This window comes from Thioalkalivibrio sp. K90mix (assembly GCF_000025545.1).
Taxonomy (GTDB): Bacteria; Pseudomonadota; Gammaproteobacteria; order Ectothiorhodospirales; family Ectothiorhodospiraceae; genus Thioalkalivibrio.
The window spans coordinates 1,025,535-1,047,814 of the sequence record NC_013889.1 but is presented as its reverse complement, the minus strand read 5'-3'; the positions used below and the strand labels follow the sequence as shown (position 1 = coordinate 1,047,814).

The window sequence follows — 22,280 nt, the reverse complement described above, 5'->3', positions numbered from 1 at the left end:
CGGCATGCCCCCGATCGGCCCCTCGACTAAACAAGGAACGCCACCCCTAGATGAATAGCAACTGGACCTACCGACTGTTTCCCTTTCTTGCCTGGTTCCCGATGCCGGGAACCTCCATCCGCGCCGATGTAGTGGCCGGGCTCAGCGTCGCCATGATCCTGGTACCCCAGGGCATGGCCTACGCGACGCTGGCCGGCCTGCCTGTGGTTTATGGCCTGTACGCCTCGGCCATTCCGGCGATCGTCGGCTCGCTGTGGGGCTCTTCGCGCTTTCTGCATACCGGCCCGGTGGCGATGCTGTCGCTGCTGTCGGCGGCATCACTGGCCCCCTTCGCGGTAGCCGGCACGGACTACTTCATCCAGCTCTCGATCCTGCTCGCGCTGATGGTCGGCATCATGCGGCTGCTTCTGGGGGTGTTCCGCCTGGGCATCCTGATGAACTTCGTCTCGCAGCCGGTAATTGTGGGTTTCACGAACGCCGCCGCGCTCATCATCGGGCTGTCCCTGATCAACACCTTCTTCAATGTGCCCAAGCCCGATACCGGGGCATTCCTGACCGACTTTGCCGGGGTCGTCACCCAGCTCGAACAGGCGCACTGGCCCACCATTGCATTCGGTGCCGGGACCCTGCTGACCCTGATCGGGCTGCGCCGAGTCATGCCGCGCCTGCCGGGGGTGCTGGTAGTCGTCGTGCTGGGAACCCTGATCAGCGCGCTGACCGGATTCCAGAACAACGAAACCATCACGCCGGAGCAGATTGAGGCCACGGAGAGCCGCGAGCTTTACCAGAATGTGGCCGACACCCGCGCCGCGCTGAACACCACCTCGGAAGACCTGAGCGAGAGCAGCCGCAAGCTGAAGGAGGCCGAGAAGGCGGGCGAGGAATCCCCGGAGCTGGCGGTGCAGGTCGCCCGCCTGGAGGTGCAAGAGGCACGGCTGAAACGCGAGTTGAGCGACCTGCGCATTGCCGCGCACGCCGAACGCCTGGAACGTACCGAGGACGCGGACGGCAATAGTCGTTTCCGCGCCTGGGAGGACGATGCGGCAGGCCGCCCATGGCGACTCTCCGGCTTCGACGGGGACCGCATCATCGTCGCCTCCGGCGGACAGGTTGTAGGCACCATCCCGCAGGGTCTGCCCAGCCTGCAGTTGCCGGTCCTGGACTGGGGGGTCATCCCCGCTCTGCTCCCTGCCGCTTTCGTGATGGCCCTGATCGGGTTCATGGAGGCCACTTCCATCTCGCGCGCCCTGGCAGCCCAGCGCCGCGAAAAGCTGAACCCCAATCAGGAGCTGATCGGCCAGGGCCTGGCCAACATCGTGGGCAGTTTCTTTCAGTCCTACTCCGTCAGTGGGTCGTTCTCGCGCTCGGCCGTCGCGGCCCGCTCCGGCGCCCAAAGCGGCCTGTTCGCGGTGGTCAGCGCGATCGGCGTGCTGATCACCATGCTGTTCCTGACCCCCTACCTCTACCACCTCCCGCAGGCCGTACTGGCTGCCATCGTGATGTCCGCGGTCTTCGGTCTGCTCGATTTCCGGACCCTCGCACGATCCTGGACGATCAGCCGTGCCGACGGCCTGGCCGGCTTTCTGACCTTCGGCGTCACGCTGTACATGGCGCCGGACCTTGCCAACGGGGTGATCGTCGGGGTGATCCTGTCATCGCTGTTGTTCCTGGTCGGCACGGTACGCCCGCGATCGGAGATTCAGGGCCTGCGCCCGGACGGTGCCCTGGCCGGGGCCATCAGCAACGACCTGCGCCCGGCGGGGGACCGGTTCACCGTGCTGCGCTTCGATGCCTCGCTGGTGTTCATGAACGTCGCCCATTTCGAGGACGCCGTGATGGACGCCGTCGCGCGCAACCCGAATGCCCGCGCGGTACTCGTACTCGGCAACAGCATCAACCGTATCGATGCCTCGGGTGTGGACAAGGTGCGTGCCCTGATCGGCGACCTCGCGGCGGCCGACTGCAGGCTGATGTTCAGCGGCCTGAAGAAACCTGTCCGCGAAGCCATGGAGCGCGCGGGCCTGCTGGACGAGATCGGCCGCGAAAACATCTTCCCGAACAAGCAGATCGCTCTCGCCGAGCTCCAGCAACGCGCACTCGCCACGCCCGACCGCACGGAGCCTCAAGAGCGTGATCATGGCGGGAAAGACGTGACCCGAACCCCGGCTGGCGCAGCCTCGTGACCGGCCGGAACCCATCCCGCGAAACAGGTCTAATCTTTGCTTCAGTGCCTCACGGAGGGCCCGCCATGAAACCGACTTTGCGCTGTACCCTTGCCTCCACCCTGCTGTTCGGGCTGCTGCTTCTATCCCCAGCGCAGGCGGACTCCCTGCCGCTCGACACCGTCGAACGCATCCTCGAGATCGGGAAGGAATACGGCGTTTCCAGCTACAAGGAGATCGAGGCAAAGGGTGACGACCGCTTCGAACTGGAAGGCTGGAAGGCAAGCGAACGCCGCATCGCGGTCAAGTTCGATCTCGACGGGCGCATCCTGGAAGAAGAGACCAAACGCGGCTCCAATCGCAAGCGCGGGCTGACCGATGCCGAGATCCTGCAAGCGGTGGCCATTGCCCAAGAACACGGCATGAAACGGTTCGAGGAGATCGAACTGGACGAGCGTGATCGCATCGAGATTGAAGGACGCACAGATGATGGCACCGAGCTGGAGCTAAAGCTGGAACGTCGCAGCTATACCGTGCTGGAAGTCGACCGCGACTGACCTTGCCCCCCGGGCCCTGACCGGCCCGGGGGATTTCCCGTAGCCGGTCAGGCCTCCGGGCGCAGGTGCGGGAACAGCAGCACGTCGCGGATGGACGGGCTGTTGGTCAGCAGCATCACCAGGCGGTCGATGCCGATGCCCTCGCCGGCGGTGGGCGGCAGGCCGTATTCCAGGGCGCGGATGTAGTCGGCGTCATAGTGCATCGCCTCGTCGTCGCCGGCGTCCTTCTCCGCGACCTGGGCCTGGAAGCGTTCGGCCTGGTCCTCGGGGTCGTTGAGCTCGGAGAAGCCGTTGGCGATCTCGCGCCCGCCGACGAACAGCTCGAAGCGGTCGGTCACGAACGGGTCGTCGTCGTTGCGCCGCGCCAGCGGCGAGACCTCGGTCGGATACGCGGTGATGAAGGTCGGGTGGCGCAGTTTGTTTTCGGCGGTGTATTCGAAGATCTCGGTCCACAGCTTGCCGAGGCCGAAGCTCTGCTTGATCGGGATTTCCAGGCGCTCGCAGTGGGCGCGTACCTTGTCGATATCCGCCAGGTCCTCGCTGCTGATCTCCGGGTTGTGCGCGAGGATCGCCTCGCGCACGGTCATCCGCGTGAACGGCTGGCCGAAATCGTAGGTCTCGCCCTGGTACTCGATGGTGGTCGTGCCCAGCACGTCCTCGCACAGCCCGCGCAGCAGCGTCTCGGTGCGGTCCATCAGCGCGTGGTAGTCCACGAACGCCTCGTAGAACTCGAGCATGGTGAACTCGGGGTTGTGCCGGGTGGACAGCCCCTCGTTGCGGAAATTGCGATTGATCTCGAAGACCTTCTCGAAGCCACCGACCACCAGGCGCTTCAGATACAGCTCCGGCGCGATGCGCAAGTACAGCGGCATGTCCAGCGCATTGTGATGGGTGGCGAACGGCCGCGCGGTCGCGCCCCCGGGAATCACCTGCATCATCGGGGTCTCCACCTCGATGAAGTCCTCGCGCTCGAAGTATTCGCGGATGTAGCGCACGATCCGGGTACGGGTGCGGAACAGCTCGCGGCTGTCCGGGCTGGTGATCAGGTCCACGTAGCGCTGACGATAACGCTGTTCCTGGTCGGTCAGCCCGTGAAACTTCTCCGGCAGCGGGCGCAGGCTCTTGGTCAGCAGGCGCAGCTCGTCCAGCTGCACCGTCAGCTCCCCGGTCTTCGTCTTGAACAGCGTGCCCTGCCCGCCGACGATGTCGCCCAGGTCCCAGTGCTTGAAGGCCGCGTAGACGCCCTCCGGCAGGCTGTCGCGCTGAGCGAACAGCTGGATGTCCCCGGACTGGTCGCGCAGGCGGACAAAGCTCGCCTTGCCCATTACGCGCTTGCCGATCATGCGCCCGGCCACGGTCACGCGGATCCCCTGCCCCTCCAGCGCCTCGCCTTCGGTGGCGTCATGCGCGGCGTGCAGATCGGCCGCCAGGGCATCGCGGCGGAAGTCGTTGGGGAAGGCCGGGCCGGCCTCGCGCAGCTCGTTCAACTTCGCACGACGCTGGGCGATCAGCTTGTTCTCGTCGGTAATCTCGGTCATCGGGAATCCCGGTAAAAGAAAGCGTTACAGCCCACTCTTCAGGCTGGCTTCGATGAACTGGTCCAGGTCGCCGTCGAGCACGGCCTGGGTGTTGCCGACCTCCACGCCGGTGCGCAGGTCCTTGATCCGCGACTGGTCGAGCACATAGGAGCGGATCTGGCTGCCCCAGCCGATATCGGACTTGGCATCCTCGGCCGCCTGCTTCTCGGCGTTGCGCTTCTGGATCTCCATCTCGTAGAGCTTGGCCTTCAGCTGCTTCATCGCCGTATCGCGGTTTTTGTGCTGCGAACGGTCGTTCTGGCAGGCCACCACGATGCCGGAGGGCTCGTGAGTAATGCGGATCGCGGACTCGGTCCGGTTGACGTGCTGCCCGCCCGCCCCGGAGGCGCGGTAGGTATCCACGCGCAGATCGGCCGGGTTGATCTCGATCTCGAAGCTGTCGTCCACCTCCGGCGAGGCGAACACCGAGGCAAACGAGGTGTGCCGGCGGTTGCCGGAGTCGAACGGCGACTTGCGCACCAGGCGGTGCACGCCGGTCTCGGTGCGTAGCCAGCCAAAGGCGTACTCGCCTTCGATGCGCACGGTCGCGCTCTTGATGCCGGCGACCTCGCCCTCGGAAAGCTCGATGATCTCGGTCTTGAAGCCGTGGGCCTCGGCCCAGCGCAGGTACATGCGCAGCAGGATGTTGGCCCAATCCTGGGCTTCGGTGCCGCCGGAACCGGCCTGGATGTCGAGATAGGCGTTGGCCTCGTCCATATCGCCGGAGAACATACGCCGGAACTCCAGCGCCTCGACCCGCGCGGTCAGGGCTTCGACGTCGGCCTCCACCGCCGATGCGGTCTCGGCATCGTCATCGGCCTCGGCCATCTCCAGCAGGTCGCGGCTGTCATCCAGCTGCGTGCCAATCTCGCGGATGTTGACGACGATGTTCTCGAGCTGGGCGCGTTCCTTGCCCAGCGCCTGGGCCCGGTCCGGGTCATTCCAGATATCCGGGTTTTCCAGCTCGCGCTGGACCTCTTCTAGGCGTTCTTCCTTGACCGGGTAGTCAAAGATACCCCCTAAGGCCTTCCAGGCGGCCTTTCAGGTCATCAATCTGGGTATACAGCGGATTCAGTTCCATGATGCGTCGATTTCCGGTGTCCGGGTGGGCGGAAAGAGTTATGGTCAAGTCTGGTGTATGAGCGATGGCGGGTTCAGGCGGCGCTCCGGTCGGTGATGGAGGATGCCTCGTCGTTGGTCGGTTCGGTCTGCTCGATGCCGTCGATGAACTTGACCCCGCGCTCGAGCTTGTCGAGCCATTCGTAACCCCGGAGCCGACGCCAGCGCTTCTGCGTGCTCTGACCGAGCTTGAACGTCAGGCTCAAGACGGTGTTGCGGGTCACGCAGCCCCGGGTCTTGTCGGTGCGCAGCCGCACGGTGGCGAAGGTCGATTCGATCGGATTGGTGGTCCGGATCGACTGCCAGTGCGCGGCTGGGAAGTCGTAGAACGCGAGCAGGTCTTCCCGGTCCTTGGCCAGCGTCTCGGCGGCTTTCGGGTACTTGTCGCCGTAGGCGGTCAGGAAGGCGTCGAAGGCCTGTTCGGCGTCGGCGCGGGTCTCGGCCATCCAGATCGCCTGCAAGGCGGACTTGGCCTTGGGCTGACTGCGCTTGGGCAGCCGGTTCAGCACATTGGCGGTCTTGTGGACCCAGCAGCGCTGGCGGCGGGTGTCCGGGTAGACCCGGGCCAGGGCCTTCCAGAAGCCCAGCGCGCCATCGCCGATGGCGAGCTTCGGGCCGTTCGCGAGGCCCTGATGATCCCGCAGGCGCACCAGCAGTTCGTACCAGCTCTGCTCGGACTCGCGCATCCCGTCGTCGAGGGCAACAAACTCCTTGGTCCCGTCGGGCAGGACCCCGATGATGACCAGCACACAGGCGCGTTCGTCGTCCTCCCCGCGCAGGTTGAAGTGGATACCGTCCGCCCACCAGTAGCTGTAGCGGTAGGCGCGGAGATCACGCTCGCGCCATTCGGCGTGCTCGGTCAGCCACTGCTGCTTGAGGCGGCCCAGTGTCGAGGCCGACAGCCCCTGGGCCTGCTCGCCCAGCAGCGCGCTCAGCGCCTCCTGGAAGTCGCCCGAGGACACCCCCTTGAGATAGAGCCAGGGCAGCAGCTCCTCGACCGAGCGCGCCCGGCGCAGATACGGGGGCAGCAGGCTCGACGTGAAGTGCCGGCCACCGCCGGACCGATCCCGGGTCTTCGGCACCTGCACCGGTACATCGCCGATGCCGGTCTGAACCCGGCGCTGGGGCTGATAGCCATTGCGTACGACCGCCCGGCGACCGTCCGGCATGCGATCCTCCGCGTAGGTCTCCATGAACGTCCGCAACTCTGCCTCCACCGCTTGCTGGATCAGATCCCGCGCCCCGCGGCGCAGCAGATCGGTCAACGGGTCCTCTGGTCCGTTCGGGTTCTCTGTCGTATCGTGAGCCATGTTGGCGTATCTCCTCTGGCTGGCTGGTTGGTCGCACTTCCATTCCAGCCGGATACGCCGCCTTCCTCAATCCCCCCGTACACCACTTTTGACAGTAACTCGGGCGGAAAAGCCGCGCAGTATAACACCCCTGACCTGGCGTCTGGCGCACTCGGGGCAACCGGACAGGGTGCGTCAGAGGGCTCGCGCGCGCCGCCAGAACGCCAGGCTGTCCCGGCGTTCCAGCACTCTGGGCGGTTCGGAGCGCGCGAGCGGATCGTGAAACTCCAGCGCCTCCAGGCGCCCCCTCCGGAGCAGGGGCAGCAGGGGCTGCACAACGTCGTCGGCCAGCGACTGCATGACCTCCGCATGGCGTTCGAGGTCGCGTGCGCCTGCCAGGGCATCCAGCACCACGACGGTATCGCGCGCCATCTCCGCGGCGGATGCCGGGTCGGGGGACCAGTCAAGCGCCGTCCAGTCCGCCAGAAAATGCGCGACGGGCCCGCCGCCACAGACCGCGCGCACGGCCGTGGCACCCTCCGGACGCCCCGGTGACCAGAACCACAGCCCGTGAACGGGTGCCCGCCCGGACTGCTCGCGCGCCTGGTTCACCGGATGCTGGAACCAGCTCATCTGCAAGGCGTTGTTGAGGACTTGCAGGCGGCGCGCGACGTCACTGTCCATCGCACCTCGGCTCATCGAGCGACCCCAGCCCGTCGAGGGTGGCTCGCCCGTGCCATCCCCCTCGCCCTCCATTTCCAGGAGCCACAGTCCACCCGACGAGAGCCGCAGCGTAGCCCCCGCCGCCGCCAGATCCGGACGGGCCGCCTCCCACAGTGCCTCGCGTTCTTCCTGATGGACCTCGAAGACCGGATCCGCGACGAGGTCCTTCATCCCCGGTGTGAGCCGCACGGGCCACGCCAGCCAGAGGCGCGGTCCCGAGACCGGCTGTTCGAAGCCCAGTCGCCTCGCGAGCTGGGCCTCCCAGCCATCCCGAGCGCCCGCCGGCGCGGGCGACAGCGGCCGCGCCCGGCCCATCCAGCGGGCCAGGTGGCGGATACCCGGAGGATCCTCGCCGTCCTTCGGCAAGCCCGCCTCGGCCCGCCGAAACAACCCGGGCAGCAGGAGCGTCACCCTCGCCATCTTGGGTACCCCCTCGTCGCGGCCGTCCCTCCCCTGCAAAGGCGCATCTCGATCCCCTGTGGCCTGATCCACGGCCATGCTACCACCGAGGCAGGCGTCGCCCGAGGAACAGCAAGCCCTTGATTGTGGTCTACCGTAATAAGCAGCCCAAATCTCCAGGTGCGCCATGGACGAGCACAAATCCCTTGCAGTCACCACCATCGGCGGATGGACCAGTTCCGTCGTGGGCCTTGTTCTGCTGGGCCTTGCGGGCACTGCTAGTGCCCAAGGTGCGGCCGGGCCCGCCGAGGCCCCGGATAACGGGCCCGACAACGGTTTCGAGGTGGATGACTACCCGGAAGGTTCGCAGATCGACTGGCAATCCTGGGACAGTGAACTGTTCGAGGAGTCGAAGGAGCGCGAACGGCCGATTTTCTTCTATTTCCACGGGCAGTGGTGCACCTGGTGCCGCGACTTCCAGGACGAGTCGCTGGAGAACCCCGACGTGGTCGACACGATCGACCGGCACTACATTCCGGTTCTGGTCGACCTCGACGAGCGTGCTGACCTGTTTCGCCGCTACGGCGGTCGTGGCCTGCCGTTCGTGGTGATCGTGAACCACGAGGACGAAATGCTGACCCGCTTTACCGGGCACGTGAACCCGCGCGACCTGCAGGGCATCCTGGAGGCCCAGCGCGACATGTTTTCTGTCACCGGGCGCGAGATCACGCCGGACGATGCCGCGATCAACGATCTTTCCGCCTTCCGCGAGATGCTCGACGAGGTCTACGACAGCTCCGCCCACCGGCTGAGCGGGAGCGCGGCGTTCGGTACCCTGAGCAAGCGCCCGCAGCCCTGGACCTATCGCTTCCTGCTCGACGAGGAGGACTGGGAAGAGCGCATGCCTGCCATGCTCGACCAGATCGCCGCCGACCTGTACGACGGCGTGGAAGGCGGGTTCTTCTTCTTCCACGACTGGGACCAGCGCGATCCGGTTCTGGCGCTCGAGACTTCCAAGCGGCTGGACCAGAACGCCGCATTCCTCTGGCTGTACGCCGAGGCCTACGAGCGCTTCGGCGAGGAACATCACGCCGAATTCGCACGCGGAATCCGCGACTATCTGCGCGACCAGCTCTGGGACGAAGAACAATCACGCTTCGGCAACAGCCAGTACGCGGATCGCGACTACTACCAGCTCGACCCGGGCGAACGGCTGGAGACCGATCCCCCGCGGGTGGATCGCAACACCTATGCAGATACCTCCGGCCAGGCAATCGCCGCCCTGGCCAACATGGCCCGGGTCATGGAGGACGAAGACACCCTCGACTGGGCACGCGAGGCCATGCAAGCCCTGGACCGGTACCTGGGCACGGAGGCCGGCTTTCTCCATGGCCTCACCGCTGATGGCCGCCCGGCGATGGAGGGCTACCTGCCCGCCCAGATCTGGCCGGAGATCGCTCGCATCGAATTGGCCCGCGCGATCGAGGCGCTGGAGGGCGAAAAACCCGATCTGCCCGATCCAGTCGCCGCGCTGGACCGCCTGGAGCCGTTCTTTGACGAGGAGCTCGAGGCGCACGCCGAGCGTGTCGGATCGGACCTTGAACCGTGGTCGGAGACGCGCAGTCAGGCCGCACTGGCCTGGTGGCTGCACCGTCTGCCGGAAGAGGTCGTGGAAGAATCCCACATCGATCCGGAGAAGGTTCGCGCGCGGCTGCACATCGAACCCGGCTCTGACCCCGACGACGTGGCTATCGGTTTCCAGGCCCTGCGCACCGGCATCCCGGGACTGGACGACTGACTCAGTCGCCCGCGTCCAGCGGGCGAATCCGCATATCGCCTTCGTCGAGCGTCTGTGTCCCCCGCTCCGGTGGTGGCACATCGGCATAGGGGTCTCCGTTCCAGTGCCCCTGTTGCCAGCTCCAGCCAAACAGGGCCAGATTCGCCAGCAGCAGCAGCGCGACAAGCCAGCGCATCACGAGCCCTCCTCCATACGCGCGATCTGCCACAGACCCTCAAGCACGAGGTTTTCGCGCAGGGTAAAGAACTCGGTGAGTTGCCCGGCAAGCCACGATGCATCCCCGCCGTATAGCCAGCAGACGGTGTCATTGCCCAGGTGGGTGCGGGCCTCGACGATCAGACGATCAACCGCACCGGACAGGCCCAGCATCAGGCCACGTTCCAGGCCCGGTTCGCTGCCAAGCCCCGGTGTGGAGTCGAAGGTCGCAGGCCAGCCAGCCGGATCACGCGGAGTGACACGGTCGGCCAGCCGGGCCTGCAACGACTCCCAGCCCAGCTGTCGCCCCGGCAGCAGGTACCCGCCCCTGTGCCGACCCTCGGCATCCAGCAGATCGACCGTGACCGCGGTCCCTGCATCCACCAGTACGCAGGGTCCCGGCCCTTCCGCCCGGGCCGCCACCAGTGCACAAAAGCGATCCACACCCAGCTGGCCCTCGGCGTAATCACTGCGCACGCCATAGCGCCCGTCCCCGTGCGTGCCGACCCAGTGGATGGGTACCGCCGCCCCTATCGCGGCCTCCAGTGCCGCCTGGCGCTCCGGGCTGCCGACCCGGGCGGCCCAGATCGCCAGACCGGTGTCCTTTAGCGCCTGGGCGCAATCCTCGATCGCGAGGCTCGCGCCCTCGTCCAGCACATGACCGGCCGCGTCGCGGCGCTGCCACTTGACTCGGGTACTGCCGATGTCGATCAGTGCGCAGTCAGGCATGCCCGGCCCTCCGGATGGATACTTCTCCCGCGTCGAGATGATGCAGGAGGCCCGCCTCATCCTCGACGCGCAGACGGCCCGAATCCAGGCAAATGCCCCGGGCAACGCCCGCCAGGCCCGTATCCGGCACTTCGATCGTGCGTCCGGCCAGCACATCGAGGCGGTCGAGGTCGTCCCCCAGCGCCGCCAGCCCCTGTGCCATCAGCACCCGATGCAGGCGCATCTGCCACCCTGCCACCTCGGCCGCCAGCGCCAGCCAGTCGGGCCCCTGCCCATCCAACAGGGCTTCCAGGTCGGTCACCTCGCGGTCCAGACCAAGCGCGCCGGAACCCCGGCGATTGAGCCCGACCCCTACCACCAGGCGCCCGGGCCGGTCCGACCGGGGGAGCCGCTGTTCGACCAGAATACCGCCCAGCTTCGCAGTGCCCACCACCACGTCGTTCGGCCACTTGAGGCCCGGGCCCTCCACACCGAGCGCCTCCAGCGCGCGGATGACCCCGATCCCCACACCGACCGGGTAGGCCGCGGGCACCCGCTGGTCGGCGGCAATCGGCCAGGAGAGCGACAGGGCCAGGCCGGCATCCGGGGGCGCCACCCAGGCCCGGCCTCGTCGCCCCCGCCCCGCCAGCTGCGCGCGCGCCAGACACACCCTGGGCCCGGCATCCATCCGCGCGGCCTCGAGCAGTCGCGCATTGGTGGAATCCACCCGTTCCAGCACCTCCGTAAGCGGCGGTTCCAGCGCGGTTCCCGCCAGGGCCTCGCGCAGCAGCCCTTCCAGTTGCGCGGTTTCCGGCGCCATAATGGGATCGGTCGTCTGGGGAACGTTCATGTGGACGTGGGCGACAAGGGGGGATTCGGTTGCGCAATCGTGCACATGGTAAGCGTTTCGCGGGCGGACTGCCGGCGTTGCTGCTGGCCGCCGGCATCCTCGCCGTACCTGCCCAGGCCGAGCTGTACACCTATTACGACGCCACGGGTGCCCGCGTGATCACGGACCAGCGCCCCGAGGGCATCGACTACGAGACCGTGCCCTCGCCCCAGCGTCCCGGCACGTCGGCCAGGCAGAGCGGAACGGCTTCGGGCGGTAGCTGGTCGCCCAGCGAGATCTTCGTGTTCGAGGGCCCCGACGGCCAGCGCCTGGTCACCAACCAGCGCCAACAGAACGCCAACATGAACCTGATTGCCACCTACGGCCGTCCAACGGCTCGGGCGCGCTGCGGCGAACGCGCCCGCCAGGCGCTGGCCAGTGGTGGTGGCGAGTTCGCCGGTCTGATCCGCGACGCCGCGGGCCACAACGGTGTCGACCCGGCCCTGGTGCAGTCAGTGATTCACGTCGAGTCCTGCTTCGACCCGGAGGCCGTGTCGCGGGTGGGCGCACACGGCCTGATGCAGCTGATGCCGGCCACCGCCGCCGACCTTGGTGTGACCGACCGCTTTGACCCGGCCCAGAATATCCATGGCGGCACACGCTACCTGGCCGAGATGCTGCAACGCTTCGACGGGGATCTGGATCTGGCCCTGGCCGCCTACAACGCCGGCCCGGGCGCCGTGGAGCGCCACGGCGGCGTGCCGCCCTTCCCCGAGACCCAAACCTACATCCAGCGGGTACGGGCCCAGTACGGCTCGGGGAACGGGATTCGCTAGAAAGACGCCCAGCGGCACGCCGTGGCTGGAGAATCAGCGCCGCTCGCGCCCGCAGTTCCAGCACTGGGTAAACTGCGGCTCGATCTGCTCGCCGCAGCGCGGGCACTTCCACTCCTTCCCGTCGTGCTCGGGCTCGCCTTCCAGATACTCCACGATCAGCTCGCGGGCCTGCTCGGCCTGGGCCTCGTGCACCACCATCACCCGTCCCCAGCACTCCGTCGGCGGAATCTCGCCGGCGGCGCCGTAAAGCCCGGCCTGGGCGACATAGGCGGGGATGCCAGCCTCCTGCAGGAGGTTCTCGATAAACCCGGCCATCACCGGGTCGGCGGCGGTGTAAACGGTGCGCATGACCCGACCCTAGCAGTCAGTACGTCCTATTGCACCGTGCCCTGGTTGGCCGCCTGGAAGTATTCCATCGCCTTCTGAATGGCGTAGAACGGGGCCTCGTCCAGGGCCTCGCGGGTGTGCGGCTCGTGGATATCGGCGTGGTACTTGCGCATCGCGAGCACATGGATCGGCAGCTCGCGCGCAAACATCGGGTTGTCGAAGTTGAAGAACTGCCCCAGGCCCAGCACGAGGTTCTTGCGCTCCTCGGCCTCCAGTGCCTCCGGGCTGACTGCGACATCCGGCAGCTGGCCAGCCTGACCGGTCACGGTCACGATGATCTCGCGGTCGCCGTCAGCCGCGGTCGGGCGTTCCTCGTCACCGTTGACCAGCTTCAGGTCTTCCGACAGGTCCAGGTAGCCCTTCGCCAGGATGTGACCATGCGGCTGGAACACCTTGCTGGACATATTCACCGCCCACAGCTCCAGGGTCTCCTTGAGCTCCTGAGCCGGCTGCGTCTCGCCAAGGGCAAACAGCTGCTGGGCGTAGAGGATGTCCCATACCCAGACCTGGCCATATTCCGGCAGCTCCTCGTCGCCGCCCGCGGTCACGGACACGCGCTGAAATTCGGGCTCGTCCGCGGTGCGGGCATGCAAGGTGATCGTAAAACTGGCCAAGGCGCTCTCTCCTGCCGACGATGGACCGGCCATCGCGTAAATGCATCAGCGCCCCAGTATAACGAACACCCCGCACAGCACTCGGTTCTTCCACGCCGGTCGGGGCCTTGCCGCCAACGGCCATCGCACCGGTTAGCTGGCCATGCGCGGGCGTTCGGCGCCCACGGGTTGTCCCAGCCGGGTCTCCAGCTCTGCCGCGCGCCGAGCCAGGGACCCCGATACCGCGAATCCGGCCAGCACGCCGTCGGCGTGAAACTCCAGCTGGCGACCCGAAGGGGTGGATTCGGTCTCGACCCACGTACCCCGAGTGACGTCGCGCGGTGGACACACGTTCAGGGGCAGACTCGCCGTCTTCATCTGGACCGTACCGGACCCGGGCACGTACTCCGTCACTTCGCCACAGAGGGTTCGAGCCAGCACCGCCGCCTGGTCGCGCAGCGTCTCCACGTACGGGCGCAACCGGCCGGCAAACTCGCAGCCGTCGCCGAGGGCAAAGATCGACGCATCGGAGGTGACCAGTTGTGCATTCACGCGGATTCCGAGGCCGCAGTCCAGACCCGCGGCCCGAGCGATATCATTCTGGCCCTCCAAGCCCAGCGCGGACAGGACCACCTCGGCCTGGACCGGCTCGCCATCCTGCAGCTCGATGGTCGTCCCCGACTCCCCCTTGTTCAGGCGGGCGATATTCGCGTCCAGACGCAAATCGACACCCCTGTTCTCCAGCGCGGCGGCGAGGTCGCGGCTCATGGGCGACGGCAACAGTCCCGCGAGAGGCTGTTCGGCACACTCGATCAGTGCGACCGGGAAACCTCCCCTGGCCAGGTCATCGGCCAGCTCGCAGCCCACCAGACCCGCCCCAATGATGGCCACGGGTGTCTCGGCCGGGCTCTTTCCCGGCGCTTCCAGTGCCTCGCGCAGCAGACAGTAGTCATCCAGGGTATTCACGGACAGCGGGGCCGCCGCATCCCCCGGAAAATCGATGTGGCGCGGCCGGGCACCGGTGGCCAGCACCAGCTGGCCATAGGGTATGCCCCCGCGCGCCGTGATCACGCGCTGCCGGTCGCGATCGATACCCAGCACGCGCAGAAATGGCATCAGCTCCACACCCAGACGCCCCGCGCGCTGCTGCCCACCCTCTTCGACCAGTTCGTCGAGCGCGGTCTCGCGGCCAAACGCGTTCGACAGCCGCGGCTTGGTGTAATAGTCGCCACTGTCCGCGGTAATCATGCGGATGGTGCGGCGCGGGTCCAGTTCCCGCAGGCGCTCGGCCAGGGCCCAACCGGCCATGCCGGCACCCACGATCACGACCGCGTCGGGGTCGTCGCCGCGCGGGCCACTCCAGGCGCTTGCGGCGGAGACGGCATCGGTGGACTCGGCCCGGGGCTCGAAGGGGCTGAAATCCGCCTTGGTCACGTTACAGTCCGGGCAGTACCAGTCGTCGGGAATGTCCTCGAAGCGGGTGCCCGGCGCGAGGCCGGAGTCGGGGTCACCCTTCGCCTCGTCGTAGATGTAGCCGCAGACCTTGCAGATATAGCGTTTGTAGTCGTCGGTTTCGGTGGTCATCACGCGGCCTCCAGGGTGTCCAGAATCGCCTGCAGCTTCGGATCCAGCTCCGCCCCAATGGCGTCGAGCTCAGGGCTCGCCCAGGGCTTGAATACCTCCCGCGCCGAGCGCGTGCGGATGCACAGAACACCGCCCTCACCCGATACATGGATGCGCAGCGGGATATCGATTCCGGCGTGCTTGCAGGCTTGCCATACGCGCACCGCGTAGCTCGGGTGAAAGACCTCGAGGATCTGGTCGGTAGGGACCTCGACCCCGATCTTTGCCGCATTGGCCTGGCCGTTGATGTGCGAGACCAGTTTCAGGCCCTGGGCTTCGATCGCCTGCTTCAGTCGTTCCACGGCGGTCTCGGGGTCCAGTCGGGTGGTGGTTTCCAACATGGGGATTCCTTGCGTTCGGGGCGCGGTCCCGGCCTCACCGGGGCCGCGCAGGTTCGATGGGCACCGGTTCAGTGGGCGTGGATCCGCGCAAGCTCCTTGCGCAGGTGCTTGATCGCGGGCGTCACAATGGCGACGAAGTACGATTCGCGCAGCTTGCGCTGGGCCGCGGCGTCCGCCTTGTAGCCCCGCGCGCCGCAGTGCAGCAGGGCCGACTGCGAGGCCCGCAGGGACAGCTCGGAGCCGGTCAGGCGCATCTGCAGTACATCGGCAAAGAAGCGCTCGGAGTCATCGAACGGGGTCTCCGCCAGCGCGTAACAGGCGCTGCGGGCATCCGCCAGGGCCTCTTCCAGCTCGCCGACCTGGTCATCCAGATAGCCATTCACGTGCGCGAGGGTCTCGTTGGACTCGCGCATGGTCTCGATACAGCCATCAATCAGGCCCAGTCCCATGCCCATCTGCAGCAGCACGAAACCGGGGCGAATGCGGCGGATGTACTCCGGCAGCGGGTCCGCAAGGATATGGGCATCCGGCACGAACACCCGGTCGAAGTGGCAACCGAAGGTGCGTGAGCCCTCCAGCGCGGTGAACTCCGGGCAGGCCGTCAGGCTGAAACCGGGATCGGCACAGTTGATCAGCGCCATCAACGGACGCGGGTTGGCATCGGTGGTGCGGAAGATCGCGCCGAAATAATGGTCCTCGCCCAGGTTGGACACCCAGGGCAGCGCGCCGGAGACCCGATAGCCGCCATCGACGCGCTCGGCATTCAGCTTCAACTCCTCAATGTTGGCGAACCACTTCATCGGATTCGACAGAGCGGTCGCGCCCAGCGCCTCGGCATTGGCGAGCTTCGGCAGGGCCTCGCGCTTGAGCACCTCGGAGTCGCTGTTCTCCGCGTACCAGGCGCAGGCGTTCTGGCACCAGGCCACAAAGCCTGTGGTCATGCACTCGGCCGAGATCACCTCGGTCGCCCGGATCGCGCCGGCAAGGTCGGTAGTACCGGTCGCATTCTGGCTGGCCAGGTGGCGATTGAATGCGCCGAGGCGACCCGCCTCGCGCAGGAAATTCTCGGGGTAGACGCCCTCGCGATCGATGCGGGCGGTTAGCGGCGCGAGTTCGCGTTCCACCAGCGCCTTCAATGGGGCATCGGCGTCCGCCGGCCCTGCGGCCGGCGACACCCCCGTCTGTTCGTCAGTACGGGTTTGCAACATGGGTTCTCTCTCCCGTTCGGGATGGCAGGTGGTTCAGGCCAGCTCGACGCTGACACCAACCGGGTTGCGCATGGTGTTGGCCACGGGCGACCAGAAGTCGGCATGGGCCACCAGCTCTTTCAGTTGTTCCTCGCTGGCATCGCCCTCCAGGTGGGCCTTCACGCGGATATCGGTGAAGCCGAGGCGCTTGTTGACGTCGGTGTCGCCCACACCCCAGACGGCGGTCACGTTGATGTCGCCCTCCAGTGTCAGCTCCAGCTTGGTCAGCGTGATGCCGCGGTCAATGGCATTGGCGTGCATGCCGACCGACAGGCAGGCGCCCAGGCTGGCCAGCACGGCCTCGGAGGGGTTGGGGGCGGTGTCGTCGCCCAGCAGGTGCGGCGGCTCGTCGATCACATGCGCATCCAGGTCGCGCACATAGGTCAGGTTGCGGAACTTGCCCTCGCAGACCGTGGTGGCCTTCAGGGTGACGATGCTCTCCGGGTTGGCCTTGCCCTTGGCGGCCAGATCGTTGAGACCGTTCTGGTCGATCGGCTCCAGCGCGTTCATGGACAGGGTGGTGGTGGCTTCGGCAGTGGACATGGTGTAGCTCCTCTCGATGGTTGGCGGTTAAGGCCACCGGCTGGGTGACCGTCCCGGATTACGCCGGGTCGACCAGCACAGTGCAGAAGCTGTGCCAACCGCCGAAAAACGGCTCCATGAAGCGATTTCCGCCTGAACGCGCCAAATTGACCAATCACCCGGACCGGACGATGTGTCCGCTTTGTCGGCCAAGGCGGACACTTTGTCGTCTTTGTCCGCGACGTGCCGGACGCCCAAGGCTGCTCGACACCAACAGAGATCCCAGCCCCGCCGCGATTCAAGACCTGCGGAACGGCTCCACGTCGCCATTTATCGGGGGGACCGGGAACCCTCGGGGAATCACATCGCGAGGTTTGGCACGCGCCTTGTAAGGACCCCTGTGAACGCGCCGTCCACCGGGCGGCGCATGAACGCAGGCTAACGAGGGACATGCCATGGGCGCCGCCATCTCCATCGACTACATCACCCATCACTATCCGGGTCAGGAGCAGCCGACCCTGAAGGACATCGAGGTCACCGTCGCACCGGGCGAAACGGTCGCGCTGATCGGCCAGAGCGGATGCGGCAAATCCACCCTGCTGCACATGCTCGCCGGGCTGCTGCTGCCCAGCGACGGCTGCGTGCGCATCAACGGCCAGCAGGTCATCAAACCCAGCCCGCGCTGGAACATGATGTTCCAGAAGCCCTCGCTGTACCCCTGGATGACCGTGCGCAAGAACGCCTCCCTGGGGCTGATCTTCCAGGGTCGCCGCAAGGGTCTGAAGGACCGCATCGATCAGCTCCTGGACACGGTGGGCCTGGCGGACAAGGCCGAGGTGAACGTGCAGTCGCTCTCGGGCGGCCAGCAGCAGCGCGTCGCCCTGGCCCGCAGTCTGGCGACGGACCCGGAACTGCTGTTGCTGGACGAGCCGTTCTCCGCGCTGGACGCCTTTACCCGTGTCGCCCTGCAGGACGAAGTCACCCGCCTGGCACGCGAACGTGGCATCTCCGTGGTGTTCGTGACCCACGACATCGACGAGGCCGTCGCCATGGCCGACCGCGTGCTGGTGATGGGCTCCAACCCCGGCACGATCACCGCTGAGCTGAAGGTGGAACTCCCCTACCCCCGTGATCGCGCCAGCCACCGCTTCGTCGATCTCAAGAGCGAGCTCATGGAGTTCTTTGGTGCCACCCGCCACCCGGGCGGCTCCGGGGTGCAACCCCGCGCCGAAGCAGAACCCGAAAGCGAGTCCAGTCGTCGTCAGGCGCGGATCCGCGCGGCCTGAGAAGCCGCAACCAACCGTTACCCGTCGTCACCGTCACCGCGAAAAAAAGGAACCACCGTCATGTGCAACTGCGACCACCACCACGACATCGACCGCGAGCTCGACCAGCTGCTGTCGACCAACTTCTCGCGGCGCAACTTCCTGCGCACCGCCGCCGTCGGCGGGCTGGCCGGCACCGGTCTCGCCCTGCCGGGATCATTGTTCGGCGCCGAGCCGGACGGCCTGGAAGAGCCCGAAGGGATCACCCGTGACTTCGACGGCGTGGTGCGAATCGGCTACATCCCGATCACCGATGCCGCCGCGCTGCTGGTGGCCCACTCCGAGGGCTATTTCGAGGACGAAGGCCTGGAGGTCGCCGATCCGACGTTGATCCGGGGCTGGTCGCCGCTGATCGAATCCTTCGCCGCCAACCGCTTCAATCTCGTGCACCTGTTGAAGCCCATCCCCCTGTGGATGCGCTATCAGAACGATTTCCCGGTCAAGATCATGTCCTGGGCCCATATCAACGGATCGGCCGTGGTCACCGGGCGCCATGTGGAGGTCAAGGACTTCTCGGACTTGGGCGGCAAGAGCGTAGCCGTGCCCTACTGGTACTCGATGCACAACGTGGTGATGCAGATGGCCCTGCGCGACGCCGGGCTGACCCCGGTGATCCGTGACCAGGGAGCGGCACTGGAGTCGCACGAGGTCAACCTGATGCTGATGCCGCCGCCGGACATGCCGCCGGCCCTGGCCGCGCGCTCTATCGATGCCTTTATCGTGGCCGAGCCCTTCAACGCGGCGGGCGAGATGCTGGCCCATGGCAATCTGCTGCGCTTTACCGGCGACATCTGGAAGAACCACCCCTGCTGCGTAATTTGCATGAACGAGCGCCTGACCAACCGCGAGCCGGAATGGACGCAGAAGGTCATGAACGCCGTGGTCCGCGCCCAGGGCACCATCCAGGAGGACAAGAAGGCGGTCGCCACCCTGCTCTCGCGTGACGGCAAGGGCTACCTGCCAATGCCGGCCGGCGTGGTCGAACGGGCCATGACCAACTACACCAACGACGCTACCTACACCGACAGCGGCGCGATCCGCAACGCCGACTGGGGCAACGGTCGCATCGACTTCTCGCCCTGGCCCTACCCGTCCGCGACCAAGTATCTGGTCAGTGCGATGAACGAGACCCTGGTCGGTGGCGACACCACCTTCCTTCAGGACCTGGATCCCGACTTCGTGACCGACGACCTGGTGAACTACGAGTTCGTGAAGAAGGCGATGGAGAAGCACACCGCCTGGCACGGCGCGCCCGGCGTGAACCTCGATTCGCCATTCGAGCGCGAGGAGGTGATCGCGCTATGAACCGCGAAGCCACGATGAACGAGCTGAACCCGGCCCTGGAACGGATGCTCCCGTTCCTGCGGCTGGCGGATCAGGTCCGGCGCCGGGTGCAGTACCCGGCGGTGGGCATCGCCGGGCTCTTCGCCCTGTGGTGGTGGGGCGGCTGGCTGATTGCCAATAACGAGGACACGATGGCGTTCGCCAGCTTCGCCCCCGGGCCGACCCTCACGGCGTTCTGGGACCTGGTCAGCTCCGGCAACGTCTGGAAACCGATCGAGTCCAGCCTGTACCGCGTGGGCTGGGGCCTGTTCTACGCCATCGCCATCGGGGTACCGCTGGGTGTGATGATCGGCTACTTCCTGACGCTGAAGCAGATCACCCATGTGCCGTTCCAGTTCCTGCGCATGATCTCGCCGCTGGCCTGGATGCCGATTGCCGTGCTGGCCTTCGCCACCTGGGACGGGGCGAGCATCTTCCTGATCGCGATCGCCGCAATCTGGCCGATCACCTATGCGACTGCCCATGGCGTCCAGCGCATCGACCCGATGTGGCTCAAGGTGGGCTCCAACCTCGGAGCCAATCCGATCCACACCCTGCGCTACATCGTGATGCCCGCGATCGCGCAGGACGTATTCGCCGGCATCCGCCTGGCAGTGGGTGTGGCCTGGATCGTGCTGGTTCCGGCCGAGTACCTCGGCGTGACCTCCGGGCTGGGCTATGCGATCAACGATGCCCGCGACACGCTGGAGTACGACAAGCTGGCGGCCTTCGTGCTGGTGATTGGCATCATCGGCTACATGCTCGACGCGATCTGCGTGCGTCTGATCAAGCGCAGCAGCTACCACGCCGAGAGCTAGCGGGCGGCAGGCCTCGCCGCGCGGTGGTGCAAGTCGCGCCCCGCGGCGAGGCAGACGGCACCACAACGGACCACAAAATCGCCTGCCAGACCGCCTTATGACAGGAAATACGGGCTGGCAGGCTTTCTGCATATACCCAACCATGGCACTGCACTCGCTTTCCGAACCGGCCGCACCCGACCTGGCCACCCGCGAACAGGAGATCACCCTGTTGCTGGAGGTGGCCAAGCTGATGGGCCGCTCGGGCGATCCCGACGCCGCGATCTACCGCATCCTCGGGATGATGTCGCAGTTGCTGGGGCTGAACCGGGGACGCGTACTGCTGCCCGACCCGGACACCGGAAAGCTGCGTATCCGTCATGCCTACGGGCTCACCGACGCCGAGCGTGAACGCGGGCGCTACAGCCTCGGCGAGGGGGTCACGGGGCGCGTGATGAAGACGGGCCAGATCGCGCTGATTCAGGACATCGACAACGAACCGGAGTACCTGGCGCGTGCGATCGACCGCGCCACCCTGCCACAGGAGACGGTCGCCTATATCGCCGTACCCATCGTGCAGGACGAACACGCGATCGGCGTACTCGGCGTGCATCGCCTGCGCCGGCGCTCACGACAGTTCCAGGACGACCTGAACGTCCTGCGCGTGATCGCCAGCATGATCGGCCAGGTCCTGCGCATTAATCAGCTGATCGCCGAGCGCACCGCCGAGCTGGTATCGGAAAACCGTTACCTGAAAAGCGCACTGGATACGCAAGGCGGGCAGTACGGCATTCTCGGCGAGAGCCCCGCGCTCAAGCATGTACTCAAGCAGGTCCACCGCATCGCGGATACCCAGGCCACGGTCCTGATCACCGGGGATTCGGGGACCGGGAAGGAAAAGGTCGCGCGCATGATCCACCGGATCAGCCAGCGCAACGCCCGCCCCTTCATCTCGCTCAACTGCGCGGCCATCCCGGCCGATCTGCTGGAGTCGGAGCTGTTCGGTCATGAAAAAGGCGCGTTCACCGGAGCCAGCAGTGCCAAGACCGGGAAGATCGCCCTGGCGGATGGCGGCACGCTGTTCCTGGACGAGATCGGTGACATGCCAGAGGCGCTGCAGTCGAAGATCCTGCGCGTGCTGCAGGAGCGCGTGGTCCAGCCGATCGGCGGCAACCGCGATATTCCGGTGGATGTACGCATTGTCGCCGCCACTCACAAGAACCTGCAGGCCGCTGTCAACGCCGGCGAGTTCCGGCTGGATCTGTTCTACCGCCTGAACGTCATCCCGCTGCACATACCCGCACTGCGCGACCGGGCAAGCGACATCCGACTGCTGACACGACACTTCCTTGACCGTTTCACCCACCTGCACGGCTGGAACGTGGTGCTGGACGAACGCGTGCTGGAACGGCTTGAGGCCTTCGACTGGCCGGGCAACATCCGTCAACTGGAGAACGTGCTGGAACGCGCCGTTCTGCTCTCCAGCGACGGCCGCATCACGACGGCACTGATCGACGAGATCCTGCACGAGGAATCGCGCATCAGCCCCCACGAGCCCACTCGAACCCCCGCCGAGGCGGCTGCCCCGCCAGCGGTCAATCCCGCACCCCTGGCGCCCAACGATGACGCACAGCGCACCAGCGTGGTGCGTCCCTACCAGCGTGTCCATGCATCCGAGGCCGAGCGTCTGCTGCGCGCCATCGAGGAATCCAGCGGCAACAAGACGCGGGCCGCACTCGGCCTGGGGCTGACCCCGCGCCAGCTACGCTACCGCCTGAAAAAACTCGGCATAGAAGTCACTTAGAAGCGATCAAGCCGTTTAATAGGGACACTTTGTCCACTCTGTCCAGAGTGTCGACCAAGTGTCGCCAGACACCTCCCCGCCGCCTCCCCACAAATCGTCATTTCCCTTCTTGGCATGGCTTCTGCA

The 22,280-nt window shown here is 66.4% G+C and carries 21 protein-coding genes; 8 read left to right on the top strand and 13 right to left on the bottom strand.

Annotated elements, in window-relative coordinates; genetic code table 11:
* Positions 1-50: 50 nt before the first annotated feature.
* Together TK90_RS04950 and TK90_RS04945 are read left to right on the top strand one after the other, a co-directional pair.
* Entirely contained in the window at positions 51-2,183 is a 2,133-nt protein-coding gene (locus TK90_RS04950) for a SulP family inorganic anion transporter (RefSeq protein WP_012982394.1), read from the top strand.
* A gap of 65 nt (positions 2,184-2,248) precedes the next feature.
* Positions 2,249-2,719 (top strand): PepSY domain-containing protein, encoded by a 471-nt coding sequence (locus TK90_RS04945; protein ID WP_012982393.1) that lies wholly within the window; start codon positions 2,249-2,251, stop codon positions 2,717-2,719.
* Positions 2,720-2,766: 47 nt separating this feature from the next.
* Here TK90_RS04945 and lysS read toward each other — a convergent pair whose 3' ends face one another.
* The 4 genes from lysS to TK90_RS04925 all read right to left on the bottom strand — a co-directional run bounded on the left by lysS (position 2,767) and on the right by TK90_RS04925 (position 7,847).
* Positions 2,767-4,257: a lysine--tRNA ligase gene (lysS, locus tag TK90_RS04940; RefSeq protein WP_012982392.1), complete on the bottom strand. Its 1,491-nt coding sequence runs from the start codon at positions 4,255-4,257 to the stop codon at positions 2,767-2,769.
* Between the two features lie 24 nt (positions 4,258-4,281).
* A protein-coding gene (gene prfB, locus TK90_RS04935) for a peptide chain release factor 2 (protein WP_148216245.1) occupies positions 4,282-5,377 on the bottom strand; the annotation gives its coding sequence in 2 pieces (ribosomal slippage) (positions 4,282-5,304 and positions 5,306-5,377; 1,095 coding nt in all).
* Between the two features lie 73 nt (positions 5,378-5,450).
* Complete coding sequence (locus TK90_RS04930) at positions 5,451-6,725, bottom strand: IS256 family transposase (protein ID WP_012981820.1); 1,275 nt, start codon at positions 6,723-6,725, stop codon at positions 5,451-5,453.
* A gap of 174 nt (positions 6,726-6,899) precedes the next feature.
* Complete coding sequence (locus tag TK90_RS04925) at positions 6,900-7,847, bottom strand: hypothetical protein (protein ID WP_041444194.1); 948 nt, start codon at positions 7,845-7,847, stop codon at positions 6,900-6,902.
* 166 nt (positions 7,848-8,013) lie between these two features.
* On the opposite strand from TK90_RS04925, the gene TK90_RS04920 reads away from it, so the two are divergent.
* The gene (locus TK90_RS04920; protein WP_012982389.1) at positions 8,014-9,624 is read left to right on the top strand and encodes a DUF255 domain-containing protein; all 1,611 of its coding nucleotides are present in this window, start codon (positions 8,014-8,016) and stop codon (positions 9,622-9,624) included.
* A gap of 1 nt (position 9,625) precedes the next feature.
* Here the strand turns inward: TK90_RS04920 and TK90_RS15240 are convergent, their stop codons facing one another.
* From TK90_RS15240 to TK90_RS04910, 3 genes are read right to left on the bottom strand one after another with little or no spacing between them, the layout of a single operon-like run.
* On the bottom strand, positions 9,626-9,799 hold the full coding sequence (locus TK90_RS15240; RefSeq protein ID WP_012982388.1) for a hypothetical protein: 174 nt from the start codon (positions 9,797-9,799) through the stop codon (positions 9,626-9,628).
* Positions 9,799-10,548 carry a type III pantothenate kinase gene (locus TK90_RS04915; RefSeq protein WP_012982387.1) on the bottom strand — a complete coding sequence of 250 codons (750 nt, stop codon included), beginning with the start codon at positions 10,546-10,548 and terminating at the stop codon, positions 9,799-9,801. Before TK90_RS04915 ends, TK90_RS15240 begins: the two co-directional genes overlap by 1 nt.
* Positions 10,541-11,347: a biotin--[acetyl-CoA-carboxylase] ligase gene (locus tag TK90_RS04910; protein WP_041444309.1), complete on the bottom strand. Its 807-nt coding sequence runs from the start codon at positions 11,345-11,347 to the stop codon at positions 10,541-10,543. Before TK90_RS04910 ends, TK90_RS04915 begins: the two co-directional genes overlap by 8 nt.
* 59 nt (positions 11,348-11,406) lie before the next feature.
* Here TK90_RS04910 and TK90_RS04905 point away from each other — a divergent pair, with 59 nt between their 5' ends.
* The gene (locus tag TK90_RS04905) at positions 11,407-12,192 is read left to right on the top strand and encodes a lytic transglycosylase domain-containing protein (protein WP_012982385.1); all 786 of its coding nucleotides are present in this window, start codon (positions 11,407-11,409) and stop codon (positions 12,190-12,192) included.
* Between the two features lie 33 nt (positions 12,193-12,225).
* On the opposite strand, the gene TK90_RS04900 is transcribed toward TK90_RS04905, so the two are convergent.
* From TK90_RS04900 to TK90_RS04875, 6 genes are all read right to left on the bottom strand, one after another.
* The gene (locus tag TK90_RS04900; protein ID WP_012982384.1) at positions 12,226-12,540 is read right to left on the bottom strand and encodes a DUF2007 domain-containing protein; all 315 of its coding nucleotides are present in this window, start codon (positions 12,538-12,540) and stop codon (positions 12,226-12,228) included.
* Between the two features lie 26 nt (positions 12,541-12,566).
* On the bottom strand, positions 12,567-13,193 hold the full coding sequence (locus tag TK90_RS04895) for a hypothetical protein (protein WP_012982383.1): 627 nt from the start codon (positions 13,191-13,193) through the stop codon (positions 12,567-12,569).
* 132 nt (positions 13,194-13,325) lie between these two features.
* On the bottom strand, positions 13,326-14,756 hold the full coding sequence (locus TK90_RS04890) for an FAD-dependent oxidoreductase (protein WP_012982382.1): 1,431 nt from the start codon (positions 14,754-14,756) through the stop codon (positions 13,326-13,328).
* The gene (locus TK90_RS04885; protein ID WP_012982381.1) at positions 14,756-15,136 is read right to left on the bottom strand and encodes a DUF302 domain-containing protein; all 381 of its coding nucleotides are present in this window, start codon (positions 15,134-15,136) and stop codon (positions 14,756-14,758) included. Before TK90_RS04885 ends, TK90_RS04890 begins: the two co-directional genes overlap by 1 nt.
* 68 nt (positions 15,137-15,204) lie before the next feature.
* Positions 15,205-16,344, bottom strand: a complete 1,140-nt coding sequence (locus tag TK90_RS04880) for an acyl-CoA dehydrogenase family protein (RefSeq protein ID WP_012982380.1) — start codon at positions 16,342-16,344, stop codon at positions 15,205-15,207.
* A 33-nt stretch (positions 16,345-16,377) separates the two neighbouring features.
* Complete coding sequence (locus TK90_RS04875) at positions 16,378-16,926, bottom strand: OsmC family protein (protein ID WP_012982379.1); 549 nt, start codon at positions 16,924-16,926, stop codon at positions 16,378-16,380.
* A 434-nt stretch (positions 16,927-17,360) separates the two neighbouring features.
* Between TK90_RS04875 and TK90_RS04870 the strand changes: the two genes are divergently transcribed.
* From TK90_RS04870 to TK90_RS04855, 4 genes are all read left to right on the top strand, one after another.
* Positions 17,361-18,191, top strand: a complete 831-nt coding sequence (locus TK90_RS04870; RefSeq protein ID WP_012982378.1) for an ABC transporter ATP-binding protein — start codon at positions 17,361-17,363, stop codon at positions 18,189-18,191.
* A gap of 60 nt (positions 18,192-18,251) precedes the next feature.
* Positions 18,252-19,535, top strand: a complete 1,284-nt coding sequence (locus tag TK90_RS04865; protein ID WP_012982377.1) for an ABC transporter substrate-binding protein — start codon at positions 18,252-18,254, stop codon at positions 19,533-19,535.
* On the top strand, positions 19,532-20,371 hold the full coding sequence (locus TK90_RS04860) for an ABC transporter permease (protein ID WP_012982376.1): 840 nt from the start codon (positions 19,532-19,534) through the stop codon (positions 20,369-20,371). The genes TK90_RS04865 and TK90_RS04860 overlap by 4 nt, the downstream gene beginning before the upstream one ends.
* Positions 20,372-20,513: 142 nt before the next feature.
* On the top strand, positions 20,514-22,154 hold the full coding sequence (locus TK90_RS04855) for a sigma-54-dependent Fis family transcriptional regulator (protein WP_012982375.1): 1,641 nt from the start codon (positions 20,514-20,516) through the stop codon (positions 22,152-22,154).
* Positions 22,155-22,280 lie beyond the last annotated feature (126 nt).